The organism is Pseudomonas sp. 7SR1 (assembly GCF_900156465.1).
Classification (GTDB): Bacteria; Pseudomonadota; Gammaproteobacteria; order Pseudomonadales; family Pseudomonadaceae; genus Aquipseudomonas.
Genome location: NZ_LT707064.1, coordinates 517,420 through 534,687, shown reverse-complemented (window position 1 = coordinate 534,687; position 17,268 = coordinate 517,420). Strand labels below are relative to the sequence as shown.

Annotated in this window: 14 protein-coding genes; 9 read left to right on the top strand and 5 right to left on the bottom strand. The window is 62.6% G+C overall.

Going from position 1 to position 17,268, the window contains the following annotated elements; genetic code table 11:
* Positions 1-54 precede the first annotated feature (54 nt).
* From BW992_RS02585 to BW992_RS02575, 3 genes are all read left to right on the top strand, one after another.
* A complete protein-coding gene (locus BW992_RS02585) occupies positions 55-1,848 on the top strand; it encodes a DUF1302 domain-containing protein (protein ID WP_072388297.1) in 1,794 nt (597 codons plus the stop codon).
* A 22-nt stretch (positions 1,849-1,870) separates the two neighbouring features.
* Positions 1,871-3,238, top strand: a complete 1,368-nt coding sequence (locus BW992_RS02580) for a DUF1329 domain-containing protein (protein WP_076405536.1) — start codon at positions 1,871-1,873, stop codon at positions 3,236-3,238.
* A 139-nt stretch (positions 3,239-3,377) separates the two neighbouring features.
* A complete protein-coding gene (locus BW992_RS02575) occupies positions 3,378-5,930 on the top strand; it encodes a helix-turn-helix transcriptional regulator (protein ID WP_076405534.1) in 2,553 nt (850 codons plus the stop codon).
* A gap of 188 nt (positions 5,931-6,118) precedes the next feature.
* Here BW992_RS02575 and BW992_RS02570 read toward each other — a convergent pair whose 3' ends face one another.
* Positions 6,119-6,904: an IclR family transcriptional regulator gene (locus BW992_RS02570; RefSeq protein WP_072388291.1), complete on the bottom strand. Its 786-nt coding sequence runs from the start codon at positions 6,902-6,904 to the stop codon at positions 6,119-6,121.
* Between the two features lie 115 nt (positions 6,905-7,019).
* Here BW992_RS02570 and hmgA point away from each other — a divergent pair, with 115 nt between their 5' ends.
* The 3 genes from hmgA to maiA are packed head-to-tail and all read left to right on the top strand — an operon-like array spanning position 7,020 to position 10,279.
* On the top strand, positions 7,020-8,324 hold the full coding sequence (hmgA, locus tag BW992_RS02565; protein WP_072430781.1) for a homogentisate 1,2-dioxygenase: 1,305 nt from the start codon (positions 7,020-7,022) through the stop codon (positions 8,322-8,324).
* Between the two features lie 3 nt (positions 8,325-8,327).
* The gene (gene fahA / locus BW992_RS02560; protein ID WP_076405532.1) at positions 8,328-9,632 is read left to right on the top strand and encodes a fumarylacetoacetase; all 1,305 of its coding nucleotides are present in this window, start codon (positions 8,328-8,330) and stop codon (positions 9,630-9,632) included.
* 11 nt (positions 9,633-9,643) lie between these two features.
* Positions 9,644-10,279, top strand: coding sequence for a maleylacetoacetate isomerase (gene maiA / locus BW992_RS02555; protein ID WP_072430783.1), 636 nt, complete (start codon positions 9,644-9,646; stop codon positions 10,277-10,279).
* 94 nt (positions 10,280-10,373) lie between these two features.
* Here the strand turns inward: maiA and BW992_RS02550 are convergent, their stop codons facing one another.
* Positions 10,374-11,177: a SirB1 family protein gene (locus BW992_RS02550; protein ID WP_072388285.1), complete on the bottom strand. Its 804-nt coding sequence runs from the start codon at positions 11,175-11,177 to the stop codon at positions 10,374-10,376.
* A gap of 185 nt (positions 11,178-11,362) precedes the next feature.
* On the opposite strand from BW992_RS02550, the gene BW992_RS02545 reads away from it, so the two are divergent.
* Positions 11,363-12,382, top strand: a complete 1,020-nt coding sequence (locus BW992_RS02545) for a Glu/Leu/Phe/Val dehydrogenase family protein (protein WP_072388284.1) — start codon at positions 11,363-11,365, stop codon at positions 12,380-12,382.
* Positions 12,383-12,469: 87 nt separating this feature from the next.
* Here the strand turns inward: BW992_RS02545 and BW992_RS02540 are convergent, their stop codons facing one another.
* Positions 12,470-12,730: a YebG family protein gene (locus BW992_RS02540; protein ID WP_072388283.1), complete on the bottom strand. Its 261-nt coding sequence runs from the start codon at positions 12,728-12,730 to the stop codon at positions 12,470-12,472.
* 301 nt (positions 12,731-13,031) lie between these two features.
* Here BW992_RS02540 and BW992_RS02535 point away from each other — a divergent pair, with 301 nt between their 5' ends.
* A complete protein-coding gene (locus BW992_RS02535) occupies positions 13,032-13,532 on the top strand; it encodes a phosphate-starvation-inducible protein PsiE (protein WP_072388282.1) in 501 nt (166 codons plus the stop codon).
* Positions 13,533-13,571: 39 nt separating this feature from the next.
* Here the strand turns inward: BW992_RS02535 and BW992_RS02530 are convergent, their stop codons facing one another.
* Positions 13,572-13,889, bottom strand: a complete 318-nt coding sequence (locus tag BW992_RS02530; RefSeq protein ID WP_072388280.1) for a DUF3509 domain-containing protein — start codon at positions 13,887-13,889, stop codon at positions 13,572-13,574.
* A 495-nt stretch (positions 13,890-14,384) separates the two neighbouring features.
* On the opposite strand from BW992_RS02530, the gene BW992_RS02525 reads away from it, so the two are divergent.
* The gene (locus BW992_RS02525; RefSeq protein WP_072388278.1) at positions 14,385-14,792 is read left to right on the top strand and encodes an HPF/RaiA family ribosome-associated protein; all 408 of its coding nucleotides are present in this window, start codon (positions 14,385-14,387) and stop codon (positions 14,790-14,792) included.
* Positions 14,793-14,889: 97 nt separating this feature from the next.
* Here BW992_RS02525 and fecA read toward each other — a convergent pair whose 3' ends face one another.
* Complete coding sequence (gene fecA, locus BW992_RS02520) at positions 14,890-17,229, bottom strand: TonB-dependent Fe(3+) dicitrate receptor FecA (protein WP_072430784.1); 2,340 nt, start codon at positions 17,227-17,229, stop codon at positions 14,890-14,892.
* Positions 17,230-17,268 lie beyond the last annotated feature (39 nt).

Below are 17,268 nucleotides of genomic sequence, written 5' to 3'. Positions count from 1 at the left end.
GCCCGCTCCGGGCGGCAGTAGGGTGAAGTCTCTGTCACTCACCGGGGAAGACGCATGACAACAATAACAATGCGCGCCATCTTCAAGCCGCAGGCGCTGGCCGTCGCGGTGGCCTTGGGTTGCTGTGCCCAGGCGCAGGCCGTTTCATTCAACATTGGCGAGATCGAAGGCCAGTTCGACTCCTCGCTGTCCGTTGGCGCGAGCTGGGGCATGCGCGACGCCGACAGGGATCTGGTGGGGACGGTCAACGGTGGCCGGGGGCAATCTTCCACCGGTGACGATGGGCGCTTGAACTTCAAGAAAGGCGAGACCTTTTCGAAGATCTTCAAAGGACTGCACGACCTCGAACTCAAGTACGGCGACACCGGTGTGTTCGTGCGTGGCAAGTACTGGTATGACTTCGAGCTCAAGGATGAGGGCCGCGAGTTCAAGGACATCAGCGACAGCAATCGCAAGGAAGGCGCCAAGTCCTCAGGGGCACAGATTCTCGATGCCTTCGTCTATCACAACTATTCCATCGCCGATCTGCCGGGCACTGTGCGCGCCGGCAAGCAGGTGGTCAGTTGGGGGGAAAGCACCTTCATCGGCAACTCCATCAACAGCATCAACCCGGTGGACGTGTCCGCCTTCCGTCGCCCCGGTGCGGAAATCAAGGAAGGCCTGATTCCGGTGAACATGCTGTTCGCCTCCCAGGGCCTGACCGACAAGCTCACCATCGAAGGTTTCTACCAGTTGGAGTGGGATCAGACCGTGGTGGATAACTGCGGCACGTTCTTCGGCAACGACGTGGTGGCCGATGGTTGCACCAGTGGCTACACCGTGGGCAGTCCGGCGATTGCGCCGTTCGTGCCCCTGACCCAGGCATTCGGCCAGGAGATCCAGGTGTCCAGCGAAGGGGTGATCATTCCCCGTGGCGGCGACCGCGACGCCCGCGACTCCGGCCAGTGGGGCACGGCGTTGCGCTGGCTTGGCGATGATACCGAGTACGGCCTGTACTTCATGAATTACCACAGCCGTACGCCTACCGTCGGGACCACCACGGCGGGGCTTTCGACGCTGGCGGCGTTGCCGGGAATGGTCGCGATCGCCAACGGCCTGGTCCCTGGCAGCGGTGCGGGCCTTGCGCAAAGCGTGATGCTGGGCCGTGGTGGGTACTACCTTGAATACCCGGAAGATATCCGCCTGTACGGCGCCAGTTTCTCCACGACGTTACCCACCGGCACCGCCTGGACCGGCGAGATCAGCTACCGTCCCAACGCACCGGTGCAGGTCAATACCAACGACCTGACCCTGGCCCTGGTCAACCCGATTGCCGGTGGCGCGGCATCGCCCATCGCGACCGCGCCGGGTGCCGACAACACCGGCTACCGGCGCAAGGAAATCACCCAGATCCAGAGCACCATGACGCACTTCTTCGACCAGGTGCTGGGGGCCGATCGGCTGACCCTGGTGGGCGAGGCGGCGGTGGTGCATGTCGGGGGGCTGGAGTCCAAGGACCAGCTGCGTTATGGCCGCGACTCGGTCTACGGCCAGTACGGCTTCAACGGTGACACCGACGGTTTCGTCACCTCGACCTCATGGGGCTACCGCGCGCGGGCCATTCTCGACTATTCCAACGTCGTCGCCGGCGTCAACTTCAAACCCAACCTGTCCTGGTCTCACGACGTGTCAGGCTACGGCCCCAACGGCCTGTTCAACGAGGGCGCGAAGGCTGTCAGCGTTGGCGTCGACGCCGACTACCGCAACACCTACACCGCCAGCCTGAGCTACACCGACTTTTTCGGCGGCGACTACAACGTCCTCGAAGACCGCGACTTCCTCGCCCTGAGCTTCGGCGTGAACTTCTGATCTGGCTGACAAGGAAAACCCAATGCGCAAGATGATTCTGCAATGCGGTGCCCTGGCCCTGAGCCTGCTGGCCGCGAACGTGATGGCGGCGGTTTCGCCGGAGGAAGCGAACAAACTGGGCACCAGCCTGACGCCGGTGGGCGCGGAAAAGGCGGGCAACGCCGATGGCTCGATTCCGGCCTGGACCGGCGGCATTCCCAAGAATGCCGGGGCGGTGGACAGCAAAGGTTTCCTGGCTGATCCGTTTGCCAGTGAAAAACCGCTGTTCACCATCACCGCCGCCACCGTGGACAAATACAAAGACAAGCTTTCCGAAGGCCAGGTCGCGATGTTCAAGCGCTACCCGGAAACCTACCGGATCCCGGTCTATCCGACCCATCGCAGTGTGTCGCTGCCCCCCGAGATCTACGAGTCGATCAAGCGCAGCGCGCTCAACGTCACGGCGATCAACGATGGCAACGGCCTGTCCAATTTCACCGGTAACCGCTACTACGCGTTCCCGATTCCCAAGAACGGCGTGGAGGTGCTGTGGAACCACGTCACTCGTTACCACGGTGGCAACCTGCGGCGCATCATCACCCAGGCCACGCCGCAGACCAACGGCAGCTTCACGCCGATCCGCTTCGAAGAAGAAATTGCCGTGCCATTCCTGATCAAGGACGCCGATCCGGATAAAGCCAGCAACGTGCTCACCTACTTCAAGCAGGAGGTCACCGCTCCGGCGCGTCTGGCCGGCAACGTACTGCTGGTGCATGAAACCCTCGACCAGGTGAAGGAACCACGCCTGGCCTGGATCTACAACGCTGGCCAGCGGCGTGTACGCCGCGCGCCTCAGGTGGCCTACGACGGTCCGGGCACCGCCGCCGACGGGTTGCGTACCTCCGACAACTTCGACCTGTTTTCCGGCGCACCGGATCGCTACGACTGGAAGCTGGTGGGCAAGAAGGAAATGTACATCCCGTACAACAGTTACAAGCTCGACTCGCCCAACCTCAAGTACGACGACGTGATCAAGGCCGGTCACATCAACCAGGACCTGACCCGCTACGAGTTGCATCGCGTCTGGGAAGTGATCGGCACGGTCAAGCCCAACGAGCGTCATATCTATGCCAAGCGCCACATGTACATCGACGAGGACAGTTGGCAGGCCGCGCTGGTGGACCACTACGACGGTCGTGGGCAACTGTGGCGAGTGGCCGAAGGGCATGCCCAGTTCTATTACGATCACCAGAACCCGGGCTACACCCTCGAGGCACTCTACGACCTCATCGCCGGCCGCTATATTGCCCTGGGCATGAAGAACGAGGAGAAGCACAGCTACGTGTATGGTTTCGAGGCCCGTGCGGCCGACTACACCCCGGCGGCGCTGCGGTCGAGTGGGGTTCGGTAACACCCACTGCCGTCGCTACGAAAAAAGAGACCGATCGGTCTCTTTTTTTATGGGCTGCGATCAGCGCGCTGAATACTTCTCCAAAGGTGGGTGACACAGGACTAGGGTGGAGGGAGAACAATAAAAAGGACCTGCCCGCATGACCGCCATGTCCCCGTGCCCGGACCGTCCTGGATTGCTGCCTCGCCTGTCTTCGACGCATGTGCCGCGCAGGTCCCTGAGCGAGCCCCTGCTGGCCTCGGGGGCTCGGGTGAAGTTGCTGTGCGCGCCCGCGGGCAGCGGCAAGAGCGCCTTGTTCGCCGAGTGTTTCCTGCAAGCCCCCAAAGATTGTCGAGTGCACTGGTTGCCCCTGGCAGGCAGCGTGTTGGATGCGACGCAGATGTGCGAGCGCCTGGCCCAGGCCCTGGGCCTGCCGATGATGGACGAGGCGGGGCTGCTGAATCATCTGGCCCGCCTGCAAACCCCCACCTGGCTGTTCCTGGATGATTACTGCCGGGTGTCGAACCCCGGCCTGGACCACTGGCTCGACCGTCTGCTCAATGCCAGCAGCCCGCTGCTGCATCTGTGGCTCAACGGCCGTCGGCGTCCGCATTGCAACTGGACGCGCCTGCTGCTCGAGGACGAGCTGTACGAGTTCGATGCCAAGGCGCTGGTCTTCACGCCCGACGATATCCTGCCCTTGCTCGGTCATCTGACCCCGCCCCAGGCAACCCGAACCGCCCGGGAGGTGATACAGCGCAGTGGCGGCTGGTGCGCCGGCGTGCGCATCGCCTTGCTCGAACAGTGCGAATGGGCGCGCCGTCACGCCTCGCCAGGGCGGCCCGGCACCTTGCTGGACTACCTCGAGTACGAGTTGTTCAGCACGTTGACCGCGGACCTGGCCCAGGCGTGGCGCGTGCTGGCGCATCTGCCGCGCTTCAACGCCCGTCTTTGCGAGCATCTGTTCGGTGACACCGTGGGGGCGGAGTGCCTGCCCTTGCTGCTGGAGCTGGGATGCTTCATCGAACCTTGGGAGCAGTCCTCGGACTGGCTGCAGATTTTCCCGCCGCTGGCTCGGCTGGTGCGTGATGAACCCTGGCCCCAGGGACGCTCCTGGCATCGACGGGCGTGCCAGTGGTTCGCCGCCGAACAGGACTGGCAAATGGCGTTCGAGCAGGCCATCCAGGCCGAGGAGTTCGAAGCGGCCATCAGTTTCCTGCGCCACCTGAGTTTCGAGCACGTCTTGCAGCGCGACAATGTACTGCTGTTGCTGGACCTGCATGACCAGCAAGGCGAGGCACTGACCCTGAGCACGCCGCAATCGGTGGGGTTGGTCACTGCCGCGCTGCTGTTCGCCGGACGCTTCGATCAGGCCTCGGCCTGCATCGAGCAACTGACCCGGTTCGCACCGCAACCCCAGGCTTGCCAGCAGCGGCAACTGGTGGCTCGCTGGCAGGTCCTGCGGGGGTGGCTGCTGCATCTGTCGGGCGACGGCGAACAGGCACGCGAGCACTTCCTCCAGGCCCAGGCCGGCCTGGATCCGCAAGCCTGGTCCTTGCAGTTGCTGTGCCTGTCGGGATTGACGCAGCAGGCATTGCTCAAGGGCGAACTGGCCTCGGCCCAGTGGACCAGCCGCCAGGCGCTGTGCCTGGCCCGGGCCCAGGGTTCGCTGGTGTTCGAAGGGTTGCTGGAGCTGGACCATGCCCAGATCCTGGAACAGCGCGGCGCGCCCCATCGAGCCGACGATCTGCTCAGGGCGGTGCAAGTGTTGCTGGACAAGCCGGGCCAGGATTTTTCCGCGCTGCTGGGGCGTATCGCCCTGCGTCGTGGACGCCTGGCGTTGCGCATGGGCTTTGACGACCAGGCCGCCGAGCAATTCCAGCGGGGCCTGGACACGGCTTTGCGCTACCAGGATAAACAGGTGCTCTACGGGTTTCTCGGCAAGGCCAGCCTGGCTGTCAACCTGGGGGATTACGGCGCAGCTTTCATGCAACTGCGCGATGCCGAGCGGATCATGCAGCAACGGCACATTCCCGACACGGTCTACCGTGGCGTTTTGCTGCAAACCAGCTGCCAGTTCTGGTTGCAGCAAGGGCGTCCGGAGCTGGCCCATGAAGCCCTTACCAGGGTCCTGCGGCATTTCCATGGGCCCCAGGCCAAGCATGCGCCACCGGCGACCCTGGAGTTGATCCCCAGGCTCGAATACTTGCTGGTGCTCACCGAGGTCTACCTGCAGCGGGCGCAGGAGCCACAGGCACGGCTCAAGGCAATGATCGAGCAGGCTCAGCGCTGTGGCATGCATGGGCTGGAGACCGAGTTGCACCTGGCCCTGGCCGAAGTGGCGTGGCTGTCCGCCGACCATGCCCTGGCGCGTTCGCTCATGGAGGAGGGATTCGAACGCGTCGCCTGCTGGCGAGCGGAACACGCCCTGAGTGAATTGCGCCTGCGCCAGCCCCAGCTATTGCGCTGGGTGCAGGCGGCGGCCCCTATCGAGCCGCCTGCAACCGCGGCCGAAGAGACCTTGTTGAGCCAGCGTGAACTGGAAGTGCTGGGGTTGATCGCACAAGGGCATTCAAACCAGCAGATCGCCGAACAGTTGTTCATCTCGCTGCACACCGTGAAAACCCACGCCCGTCGGATCCACAGCAAACTTGGCGTGCAGCGACGGACTCAAGCGGTGGCGAAAGCCAAGGGCATGGGGGTCATGAGTTAGGACGGCGCGTGGCTTTCTTGCAAGCTTCCGGCGGGACTGCCTCAGGCTCTGTTTGAAAAGTCTGAGACGAGGGTCAGGCAAGGCGAGGAACGGCCGGGGTCGCGCGCGACTTTACTGGAGTGAATGAGCATGGCGATGGGGCTCGCGCACGAGCCGGTTTCAACGCAGCCTCACCGAGTAAGGGCTTTTCAGACAGAGCCTTCGTAGCCCATCCGCCAGCTCACGGCCCGGGTGGCCGCCAACAGCCGTTGCGCCGCCGGGCCGTGTTCGTCGGCATGGAACAGCGATGTCGGGCCAACGATGGTCATGACGGCGGCCACCTGGCCGACAGCGTTGAAGACCGGGGCGGACAAGGCGTCCACGCCCGGCATCAGCAAACCGTGCACATGGTGCAGGCCGCGACTGCGAATCTGCTCGCACAGGCTGGCATAGGCGTGGTCGTCGGCCAGGGCGTGCGCCTGGCTGCTCTTCACTTCCTGCTGGCGCAACTCGATTGTCTCGCGCTCCGGCAGATAGGCGCTGAACACCAGGCCGGTGGATGAACTGAGCAACGGCAGTACCGACCCCAGTTGCGTCACCACGGTCACCGCCCGCACGGCGGGTTCGATCCGCACCACGGTTGCGCCGTGATTGCCCCATACCGCCAGGAAGCAGGTTTCATTGAGGTCGTCCCGCAGCTCTGCCAGGGGCAGGGCGGCCACCTGCAGCACATCCATGCCATTCAACGCTGCGAGGCCCACCCGCAGCGCTTCGCGGCCCAGGCCGTAATGGTTGGTCGCGGCGTTCTGCTCGGCGAAACCGCTGGCGATCAAGGCTTGCAGGTAGCGATGGACCTTGCTCGCCGGCATCTGCACGTGTTCGGCCAGGCGCGACAGGGAGGTGGACGGAGAGAGTTCGGCCAGGGCCTTGAGAATGTCGGTACCGACTTCGGCCGAGCGGACTTTCTGTTTGCCGTTACTGAGCGGGTTTTCCATGGAGGCCTGATCTGGGGGGCGAATGGGCGTCTTTATAGCTTGACGGTTGCTATCGGGCAAATTACGTTATACGTAATTGGATTACGATAAAAATAACAGATGTTCAGGAGGCTCCATGAACCTCGATCCCACGGCATCGGACCTGGCCTATCAATCGGGCTTCGGCAACGAATTTGCCAGTGAAGCACTGCCAGGCGCATTACCCGTCGGCCAGAATTCCCCGCAGAAAGCCCCGTACGGTCTCTACGCCGAGCTGTTCTCCGGCACCGCCTTCACCATGGCTCGCAGTGAAGCGCGACGCACCTGGATGTACCGCATCCGGCCGTCGGCCAATCATCCGGCCTTTACCCGCCTGGAGCGTCAGCTGGCCGGTGGGCCGCTGGGGGACATCACTCCCAATCGCCTGCGCTGGAGCCCGCTGGACATTCCTGCCGAGCCCACCGACTTCATCGACGGGCTGGTGCGCATGGCGGCCAATGCCAGCCAGGACAAACCCGCCGGCATCAGCCTTTATCACTACCGTGCCAACCGCTCCATGGAGCGGGTGTTCTTCAACGCCGATGGTGAATGGTTGGTCGTGCCGCAACTGGGACGGCTGCGAATCGCCACCGAACTGGGTGTGCTGGAGCTGGCTCCGCTGGAAATCGCCGTGTTGCCTCGTGGGCTTAAATTCCGGGTCGAATTGCTCGACCCACAGGCCCGGGGCTACCTCGCCGAAAACCATGGTGCGCCGCTGCGCCTGCCGGACCTGGGCCCCATCGGCAGCAACGGCCTGGCCAACCCGCGTGATTTCCTGGCGCCGGTGGCCCATTACGAGAACCTGGCGCAACCCACCACCCTGGTACAGAAATTCCTCGGTGAGTTGTGGGCGTGCGAACTGGATCACTCGCCCCTGGATGTGGTGGCCTGGCATGGCAACAACGTGCCGTACAAATATGACCTGCGACGCTTCAATACCATCGGCACGGTCAGCTTCGATCACCCGGATCCTTCCATCTTCACCGTTTTGACGTCGCCGACCAGTGTCCACGGCCTGGCCAACCTCGACTTCGTGATCTTCCCGCCGCGTTGGATGGTGGCGGAAAAGACCTTCCGTCCGCCGTGGTTCCACCGCAACCTGATGAACGAGTTCATGGGCTTGATCCAGGGCGCCTACGATGCCAAGGCCGAAGGTTTCCTGCCGGGTGGCGCCTCGTTGCATAGCTGTATGAGCGCCCATGGCCCGGATGGCGAGACCTGCACCAAGGCGATCAATGCCACGCTCGAGCCGACGAAGATCGACAACACCATGGCCTTCATGTTCGAGACCAGCCAGGTGCTGCGCCCGAGCCGGTTCGCCCTGGACTGCCCGCAACTGCAAACCGACTACGATGCCTGCTGGGCCTCGCTGCCCGTCACGTTCGACCCGACCCGGAGATAACCCATGACTCACGTTTCCCCTGCCCGTAGCTGGGTGGCCTCCGCCAACGGCCATGCCGATTTTCCCCTGCAGAACCTGCCATTGGGAATCTTCAGCACCGGCAATGGCGGCCCGCGCAGCGGCGTCGCCATCGGCGATCATGTCCTGGACCTGCAGGCCGCCCTTGAGGCGGGCCTGTTCGAGGGCGCGGCCCGCGAAGCGGTCGAGGCCATGGGCGAGGGCCAGTTGAATGCCTTCTTCGAACTGGGGCGCGGCGCCCGGGTGGCCTTGCGCGAGCGGCTGCTGGTGCTGTTGGGCGAAGACAGCCCGCAGCGCGACCAGATCCTGGCCCAGGGCGCCAGACTGCTGCCCCAGGCGGCGGATTGCCAGATGCACTTGCCGGCCAGGATCAACGATTACACCGATTTCTATGTCGGCATCGAGCATGCGCAAAATGTCGGCAAGCTGTTCCGCCCCGACAATCCCTTGCTGCCCAACTACAAGTACGTCCCCATCGGCTATCACGGTCGTGCCTCCACCATCCGCCCTTCCGGCACCGATGTGCGACGTCCCAGGGGCCAGACCCTGCCCGCCGGCCAGACCGAGCCGACCTTCGGCCCCTGTGCGCGGCTGGACTACGAACTGGAGCTGGGCATCTGGATCGGCAAGGGCAACGCCTTGGGCGAGCCTATCGCCATCGGTGACGCTGCCGAGCATATCGGCGGTTTCTGTCTGCTCAACGACTGGTCGGCGCGGGATATCCAGGCCTGGGAATACCAGCCATTGGGACCGTTCCTGTCGAAGAGTTTCCTCACCAGCGTGTCACCCTGGGTCGTGACGGCCGAAGCCCTCGAGCCGTTCCGCCGGCCACAACCGGCGCGCCCGGAAGGCGATCCGCAACCGTTGCCGTATCTGCTGGACAAGCGCGATCAGGCCGGTGGCGCCTTCGATATCGAACTGGAAGTGCTGCTGCTGACCGAAACCATGCGCGAGCAGAACCTGCCGGCCCATCGCCTGACCCTGAGCAACACCCGGTACATGTACTGGACCGTGGCGCAGATGATTGCCCACCACAGCGTCAACGGCTGCCAGTTGCAGGCCGGCGACCTGTTCGGATCGGGCACCTTGTCGGGTCCTGAAAACGGACAGTTCGGCAGCCTCCTGGAGATCACCGAGGGTGGCAAGAAGCCGGTCGAACTGGCTAGCGGCGAAGTGCGCAAATTCCTCGAGGACGGCGACGAGATCATCTTGCGGGCCCGTTGCAGCCGTGAGGGCGTCGCGTCCATCGGTTTCGGCGAGTGCCGTGGCAAGATCCTGCCGGCGCGTTGAGGAACCAGGGCATGGAACTCTACACTTACTACCGCTCCACCTCGTCGTACCGGGTGCGTATTGCCCTGGCGCTCAAGGGCCTGGATTACCAGGCCCTGCCGGTCAACCTGATCGCCCCACCGGGCGGTGAGCATCGCCAGCCGGCCTATCTTTCGATCAACCCGCAGGGGCGCGTACCGGCGCTGCGCACCGACGAGGGCGGGCTGCTGGTGCAGTCGCCTGCCATCATCGAGTACCTGGAGGAACGTTATCCACAGGTGCCACTGCTCAATCCGGACCTGACGGTTCGTGCCCATGAACGGGGCGTCGCGGCACTGATCGGTTGCGACATCCATCCATTGCACAACGTCAGCGTGCTTAACAAGCTGCGGCAGTGGGAACACGATGAAACGCAGGTGACGGAGTGGATCGCTCACTGGATCGGCCAAGGGCTGGCGGCGGTGGAGCAGTTGATCGGCGATGAGGGCTATTGTTTCGGCCCGTTACCGGGGCTGGCGGACGTTTACCTGATACCGCAGCTGTATGCGGCCGAGCGGTTCAACGTGACCCTGGACGCGTACCCACGGATCCGCCGCGTTGCCGCGTTGGCGGCTGCCCATCCGGCCTTCCGGCAGGCGCATCCGGCGAACCAGCCGGATACACCCTGAAGGCTTGCTGTTCTGAAAACCAGGTGATTGCTGTGGCGAGGAGCAAGCTCTCTCGCCACAGGGCCATCATCCCTGCCGAATGCCGTCCACCGGTTCAATGCACAATCGAATTCGGCGGTAAATGCCCCAGCCGTTCGGTCAACCGGATCCGTTGGATCGGATCGTCGCTGAGCATCAACGCGTGTTCCAGGTCGAAGCGTTCGGCGTTGGGGCAATCGAGCCGCTGGTACAGGCTGGCGCGGGCCAGGTAGTCGGCGGCGCTGGCATTCCCCATTTCCAGTACCCGTTCGGCGTCGATCAAGGCATCGATGTATTCGTCGTTCGTCAGGTGCAATTGCCGGAGGTTGCGCGACAGGCGCTGGAGCATCTGCATCGGTTCGGCGGTGACCAGGTGCTCGGCCTTGAGCGGCATGTTTGCACCGTATTGGCGTTGCAGCAGTTCCCGACAGTCATTGGGGTAGAGCCGGCGGCCGCCGCAGGGGTCGAGCAAATGGTCGGCGCCGGGCACGCGCAACAGGAAATGGCCAGGGAAGTTGACGCCGACCATCGGAATTTCCAGGCCTCGGGCCAACTCCAGGGCAATCAAGGCCAGGGCCAGGGGTTGCCCGCGCTTGCGCGCCAGTACCTTGTCGAGCAACGCGGCGCGCGGGCGCAGCGGGGTGAAGTCATCCTGGGCAAAACCCAGGTCGTTGAGGCAGCGCAGCAGGGGCTGGCCCAGCTCCGCGACAGGGAGCATCGGCAGGTTCTGGCTGACACGCCGTTGCAGGTCCTTGAAATCACTGAGCAGGGCCGGCACGTCCACGTCACGGTCATGTTCGGCGGCAATCCACAGCGCCGCTTCGAACAGGGCCGGTGGCGAGCGGTGCAGGCATTCAAAAAAAGCTTGGCGCGGTTTCATCACAGTCTCCGGGCTTTGCCTCGTTTTAGCCCCGCCATGGGGTTTCGTCCAGTCTCGGACAGTCGTCGTAATGGTTATGTCCGAAAAGACTGACAACGGCTGCGGCTTATTCCGGCGTGCTCCAGCAATTTTCGACTACACGCCTATACTGGCGAAACAAACAAAAGTGATTCGGGAGCCTTTCGATGTTTGCTCTCATGCAAAGCTCCCGCCTTGAATCGCTGCACTTGAGCGTAGACCCGACGACCGGGTTGAAGGCGGTCATTGCCATCCACTGCAGCCGTCCTGGGCCGGCCCTGGGAGGGTGTCGTTATCTGTCCTACCCCGACGACGAAAGTGCCGTGGTCGACGCGGTACGCCTGGCCCAGGGCATGAGCTACAAGGCTGCCCTGGCCGGACTTCCGGTGGGCGGCGGGGTGGCGGTGATCATGCGCCCGGCCCATGTCGAAAGCCGGGCCGCATTGTTCGAAGCCTTCGGCCGCTGCATCGAGCAACTGGATGGTCGCTACATCACCGCCATCGACAGCGGCACGTCGGTGGCCGACATGGATTGCATCGCCCAGCAGACTCGCCATGTCACCAGCACCACGGCCTCGGGAGACCCCGCACCCCATGCGGCGATGGGTGTGTTCGCCGGCATCCGCGCCACGGCCATGGCGCGCCTGGGCAGCGATAACCTGGAAAGCCTGCGGGTGGCCATCCAGGGCCTGGGCAACGTGGGATATGCCCTGGCCGAACAACTGCACGCGGCGGGCGCCGAACTGCTGGTCAGCGACATCGACCCCGGCAAGGTGCAACTGGCAATGGAGCAACTGGGTGCCCATCCTATCGCCAACGACGCGCTGCTCAGTACCCCTTGCGACATTCTCGCGCCCTGTGGCCTGGGCGGTGTACTCAACAGCCACAGCGTGGCGCAACTGCGCTGCTCGGCCGTCGCCGGCTCGGCCCACAACCAGTTGAGCAACCTGCAAGTGGCCGATCAGTTGGAAAGGCGCGGGATTCTTTATGCGCCGGACTATGTGATCAACTCCGGCGGCCTGATCTACGTCGCCCTGAAACACCACGGTGAAGAGTTGCCGACCATTACGGCTCACCTGTCGAAGATCGGCGCCCGGCTTACCGAGATCTTCGCCCATGCCCAGGCCGAAAAGCGCTCGCCGGCGCGGGTGGCGGACGAACTGGCGGAGCGCTTGCTGTACAAGTGAACCGATAAAAAAGATCGCAGCCTTCCGGCCGCACCTGCATGCATTCAATGCCATGCGGTGCGGCCGGAAGGCTGCGATCTTTTTTGTTCATTCGGCGGAAGGATTGAGCAGTTCGGACAGCGCGTCCGGCTGGCTCTTGAATGCCCTTGCAAATACTTCGCGATTCTTCGCCATGTAGATGCCGGCTTCCTCTACCTGTTGCTCGCTCAGCGATGGAACGGCTTTTTGCAACACTTCGGCCAGCAATTCGGCGAGCTCCAGCATTTTGTCATGACGGTCAGCTTCGGCTTTATCCATGAACAAGCGCTCCAGATCTCGGCTGCTGCGGTATACCACTTCGACGGCCATTCACCACCTCACATGCCTTCACATTGGTTAGTCTTTCTGACTACTGTATTTATATACAGCCAAGAGGATAAGCGAAATCCCTTTCCCTTGGATAGTGGCTTTTTAATGTAGACCGGTTTCGGTATTTGTCCTGGCGGGCTGAGCCTGGTGGCAGAGATCCCGTCTTCGCCAGCCGCGCAAAAGTGTCGAAGCACGGCCCATTGCCATCTCACCCACAGTCGCTGGCCTTTTTTCTGCATGCAGAACAACCGTCACGTCCAATCCGCATCATCCGGTCGAAACGACCTAAGGAAACCACACCGTGAAAATCAACTGGGCCGAGAACCTGCGGCAGAACGTGCATCAACTGGCCGAATCCCTGGGCAACCTGTTCGTCGAGACGTTTCATTACCTGGCGTTGTTCGCCATCGGAGCGGTGACCGCTTGGGCGGCGGTGATGGAATTTTTGCAGATGATCGAAGAGGGGCACATCAAGATCGATGACATCCTGCTGCTGTTCATCTACCTGGAATTGGGGGCGATGGTGGGGATCTATTTCAAGACCAACCACATGCCGGTACGGTTTCTGATCTACGTGGCCATTACCGCGCTGACCCGCCTGCTGATTTCCAACGTTTCCCATCACAGCCCGCCGGACCTCGGGATCATCTACCTGTGTGGCGGCATCCTGCTGCTGGCGTTCTCTATCCTGGTGGTGCGCTACGCTTCCTCGCAATTTCCTTCGGTGAAGATCGAACACCCGCACCGTAAGGTCGGTGCGGGTTCCAGCGAGCATGCCGAAGTGGAGAAAGGCGAGATCTAGGGGCTCAACGAGAAGTCGCCGCGGGCCCCTCGCGCCGTCTCAGAGGCTGGCGGCAGGGGCGCCCAGGCTTTGTGCCTGCCGCGGTGGCAGCTTGACGTTGTCACCGCCGGTCATGGCTTCGAGGATCGCCACGGCACTGTGGCCCTGCTCGATGGCGATGCCGAACTGGATGCTTTGCACCAGGCGTTTCAGGCGTTCCGGATCGTTGCGTTGCTGGGCGCTGATCATGCGCTTGGCGACGATCCGACCGGCCTTGGATAAGGTCAGCATGATGCTGCCGTCCAGTCCCTGGATGCTCAGATTGATTTGATAGTGCGGCGCAAAAGCGTCGGTAATGATCTGAAAAGGGTTGTCCATGATGCGTCACCGCCTGATTGAACGTGCAGTTGTTGACCGGCCGTGATCAGGATTAGTTCGCAATACCGGACCATCGGCCATTCCATGTTCGTATTTCATCCTCTGTTGCAAGGCGTCGGCAGGTGGCCATTTGACAGTCATTCCCCTGCGGTGCCTGGTTGAGAGGTAGCAAGGGACATGCCGGAAAAACCTTCGGACAATGGTTCCAGGCGTATCGATCCACAGCGCTCTGGAACGGCGCTGCAACGGCTGCCCGTTTCGGGGCGCAATGGTCGTTGAAGGTGCAGGAAGGAGAGGGTTTGCCAGAGGAGGCGAGGCAGGGCAATTCCCGACCTTAACAGCGCTTTTGCGTGTTGTCCGCCTTTATTTGCAAATGAATATTTATCTTTCTCCAGGGGTTGAATTGTTCCTCCCACAGCCCGACTCTGTATTCAAGGGGCCGTTACGCCAACGTCGACAGGCCCCTGGCGAGCTAGCCGAAATAAGGGATGAACTATGCAAATCCAAGTCAACAGCGATAACCATATTCAAAGCAGCATCCGACTGGAGGAGTGGGTACGTACAACCATTGAAAGCACGCTCGAACGTTACGAAGAAGACCTGACTCGGGTCGAGGTCCACCTGGGGGATGAGAACGGCGACAAGCCTGGTCCCCATGACATGCGCTGCCAGATCGAAGCTCGGCCAAAGGGCCATCAGCCGATCTCCGTGACGCACAAGGCCGGTTCGCTGGATGCGGCGATCGAAGGCGCGGCCACCAAGCTTGAAAATGCCCTGGAACATCTGTTCGGCAAGCTGCGCGGCAAGCGCGCCGCGGCAGTCAAGACCGAGTCCGTGGCACTGGCCGACGCGATGCTGGAGGAAGAATTCCTGGAAAACGAGCGGGCTGCCCTGAACGGCTGAGCCTGATTCAAACCCACTGACCTGCTAAACGGGCCTGCAATTGCAGGCCCGTTTCGTTTTCTGTGGTGTCATGGACAGGACGCGGGTTGCGTGCCGATCAGAATGCCACGGAGGTCTGCACATACAACGTGCGCGGTTCCCCTACGTACTTGCCCCGGTTGTTGTCGTCGAAGGAGCGGGTGAAGTACTGGGTATTGAAAATATTCTTCACCCCCACGGCGACATTCAGGTCCGACAACTGCGGGCCGAAGTCGTAGGCGGCACGGCTGCTCAAGAGCATGTAGCCGGGAATATTGCCGGTGCTGCCATCAGCGCTTTCGGCGCGGGTGTTGGCGTTGTCGGCGAACTGCGCACTCTGGTAGGTACTGTCCAGGTTGAGCTTCCATGGGCCTTCGGTGTAACCGATCCCCAGGGTGCCCTTGTGTTTCGAGGAAAACGGCACGCGGTTGCCCTTGTTCGGCCCGTCTTCGCGGATCGTGGCGTCGACGAAGGCGTAGGTGGCGTAGACATCGAAACCGGCCAGCACCGGGCTCAGGCCATCGAGGGCATAGTTGATGCTGGTTTCCACGCCCTGGTGACGGGTTTCGCCGCGGGCGATCACCGAGTCGTTGGTCTGGTTGCTTTCATACTGGTTATCGAAGTTGATCAGGAATGCGCCGATCTCTGCCTTCAGATTGCCATTGTCATAGCGTGTGCCGATCTCCCAGGTGCGGGCTTTCTCCGGCTTCACTTCGCCGCTGCTGACGCGGTTGGGCATCTGGCTGTACTGCACGCTGCCGAAGGAGCCTTCGGTGTTGGCGTACAGGTTCCAATCGTCGGTCAGGTGATAGAGCACGTTCAGCGCCGGGAGGGCGGTGTTGTAGTCGCCTTTGTACTTCACGTTCGTCAGGTTGTTGGTTTGCTGCGATTCGATCATCTCGTAGCGAATACCCGGCGTGATGGTCCACTTGCCGATGTCGATCCGGTCATCGATGAAAAACGCGTTGGCTTGCGTGCCGCCACGGGTGTCTCGGTCGTTTCGGCTGTCGGTCGTCGGCAACTCGTTGCTGGCGATAGGGGTGCGATAGCGCAACTCGTGGCCGGCTTCATTGATGTAACGGTAGCCGACCCCGACTTCGTGGCGGGTCGGGCCGAGGTCGAAGCCCTGGGCGAAGCGGGTTTCCAGGCCGCGCACCCAATATTCGCGAGGCGACAGGGAGAGGAACGAGCCTTGATCCAGGTAACCGCTGCGCAAGGTCTTGGTGAAGAATGTGCTGGCGGTGAATTCCCGGCGGTCTTGCTGGTAGCGATAGCCGAAGTTGACCAATGTTCGGCGGCCCCAGAACCGGTCGTTCGGCCGAGTGGACTGGTACGGATCGGCATCGTAGTCGGCGACATTCAGACCGCCGGGCATATTGGCTTCACCCTCGTAGTACTGGGCCATGGCGTTGAAACTGTTGGCTTCGTCCAGCTGGTAGTTGCCTTTGAGGATCAGGTCGTCGATCTGCGTGTCGCTGTGTTCGCGCCAGTCGCCACCACGGGTTCCGGAATACAGCAGCGCACCGCCCAGGCCATTGGCGGCGGTGCCGCCGGCCAACAGGTTGGAAGATGTCTTGAAGCCGTCGTGGCTGGAGGACGGGCTCGTCTCGGTCTGCAAGCCACCCTTGACCGTCGGTGCATCGGGAATGGCCCGAGTCACGAAGTTGACCACGCCGCCGACGTTCTGTGGGCCATAGCGCACCGCACCGCCACCGCGCACCACATCCACGGCGTCCATGTTTCCCATGCTGACCGGGGCGAACGACAGTTGCGGCTGGCCGTACGGGGCGAAGGGCACCGGGATACCGTCCATCAGCACCGTGGAACGTGAGGCCAGGCGTGGATTGAGGCCCCGGATGCCGAAGTTCAGCGCCATATCGTGGCTGCCAGTGCCGTTGTTCTCGGGGGCGTTGACCCCGGGAATACGATTGAGCACATCGCGGGCCTGGGTCGCGCCCTGCCGCTCGAAGGTTTCGCGACGGATGACGTCACGGGCGCCGGGATGCTCGAACACGTTGGCCTGCGCGGCATCGCCGAGCCAGTCGCCCACCACGGTGGTGGTCCCCAGGTCCAGCGCGGCGTCGCTGACCGGTTGCAGGCTGAAGGCGTTGTCGCCTTCGGGACGGGCTTGCAGGCCCGTACCTTCAAGCAACGCATCCAGGGCCTGTTCGGGGTTGTAGCTGCCTTCCAGGCCGCGGCTTTTCAACCCGCTGGTCACTTGCGAGCCGAAGGAAATCAAGACCCCCGCTTCCCGACCGAACTGATTGAGGGCCTCTTCCAGCGAGGACGGCGCGATGTGGTAGGCCTTGGGTTCGGCTGCCTGCGCCGGCGGTAACGCAACGAGGCCCAGGCTTGCTCCCAGCAGCAGTCGGCGCAGGATGCGAGTGATCGGGGTGAGACGGGTAGGCAATGGCTGCATGAAGGAGGGTCCTGAGAAGGTTGCGTCAAAGTGGCTTTA

Excerpts from the sequence above, each read along its gene's own strand:
- BW992_RS02545 (WP_072388284.1), top strand. The coding sequence starts at position 11,363 with ATGTTTGCTCTCATGCAAAGCTCCCGCCTTGAATCGCTGCACTTGAGC.
- BW992_RS02575 (WP_076405534.1), top strand. The coding sequence starts at position 3,378 with ATGACCGCCATGTCCCCGTGCCCGGACCGTCCTGGATTGCTGCCTCGC.
- fecA (WP_072430784.1), bottom strand. The coding sequence starts at position 17,229 with ATGCAGCCATTGCCTACCCGTCTCACCCCGATCACTCGCATCCTGCGC.
- BW992_RS02530 (WP_072388280.1), bottom strand. The coding sequence starts at position 13,889 with ATGGACAACCCTTTTCAGATCATTACCGACGCTTTTGCGCCGCACTAT.
- BW992_RS02580 (WP_076405536.1), top strand. The coding sequence starts at position 1,871 with ATGCGCAAGATGATTCTGCAATGCGGTGCCCTGGCCCTGAGCCTGCTG.
- BW992_RS02540 (WP_072388283.1), bottom strand. The coding sequence starts at position 12,730 with ATGGCCGTCGAAGTGGTATACCGCAGCAGCCGAGATCTGGAGCGCTTG.
- hmgA (WP_072430781.1), top strand. The coding sequence starts at position 7,020 with ATGAACCTCGATCCCACGGCATCGGACCTGGCCTATCAATCGGGCTTC.
- maiA (WP_072430783.1), top strand. The coding sequence starts at position 9,644 with ATGGAACTCTACACTTACTACCGCTCCACCTCGTCGTACCGGGTGCGT.
- BW992_RS02525 (WP_072388278.1), top strand. The coding sequence starts at position 14,385 with ATGCAAATCCAAGTCAACAGCGATAACCATATTCAAAGCAGCATCCGA.
- BW992_RS02550 (WP_072388285.1), bottom strand. The coding sequence starts at position 11,177 with ATGAAACCGCGCCAAGCTTTTTTTGAATGCCTGCACCGCTCGCCACCG.
- BW992_RS02570 (WP_072388291.1), bottom strand. The coding sequence starts at position 6,904 with ATGGAAAACCCGCTCAGTAACGGCAAACAGAAAGTCCGCTCGGCCGAA.
- BW992_RS02585 (WP_072388297.1), top strand. The coding sequence starts at position 55 with ATGACAACAATAACAATGCGCGCCATCTTCAAGCCGCAGGCGCTGGCC.
- fahA (WP_076405532.1), top strand. The coding sequence starts at position 8,328 with ATGACTCACGTTTCCCCTGCCCGTAGCTGGGTGGCCTCCGCCAACGGC.